The sequence below is a fragment of the Ruegeria sp. AH12 genome (genome assembly GCF_056541465.1).
On record NZ_JBQFYL010000210.1, the window covers coordinates 1 to 557 of the forward strand.

At 60.9% G+C, this 557-nt stretch carries 1 pseudogene; it reads right to left on the bottom strand.

From position 1 onward, the window contains the following. A pseudogene (locus ACR0EL_RS22675) lies at nucleotides 1-557 on the bottom strand (DUF2339 domain-containing protein); the annotation flags it as partial.

Genomic DNA, 557 nt, shown 5'->3' on the forward strand with positions numbered 1-557 from the left:
GGATCGGCATATGGGACGAGCAACGGGTTAGCCACAGACAAAGCCTGAACCAGACGCACCATGCCGTGTGCCGCAAAGACCGCCGCGAGCGCGTAACGCGCGTAGTTCAACTTACCGCCAAGCTCGAACCGCTGTATTTGTGCAAAAGCCAGCAGCAGCCAGATCACCGCCAGCAGCCCCAGCCCCCAGTGGCTGTCTGTAGCGCCGCCTTCTCCGAAGCTTTCCAGCCAGCGCAGCAACAAGAGCGATAGCAGTATTCCCGCCGTTGCCCAGGCCGCGCTTTCAAGCAGCAATGAGGCAATCGGGCGGTCCAAGGACCTTAGCAACGCCCACCCCATGATGAACCCGGCAACCGCTACCGCATAGACCAAGGTCATTTCGATCAACGGCGCGGTTTCGGCCCAATCGAGCCCCGGGTCGAGCACAAGCCGTACGGTCACCGTGAACACACCCGCCCAAATGAACCAACTCATCGGAGCCAGAACAAATCGCCGGTCCAGCGCCGCGGCCACAACAATCATGGCGACAAGTGCTACCGTCAAAGCGGCAGAGCTGAG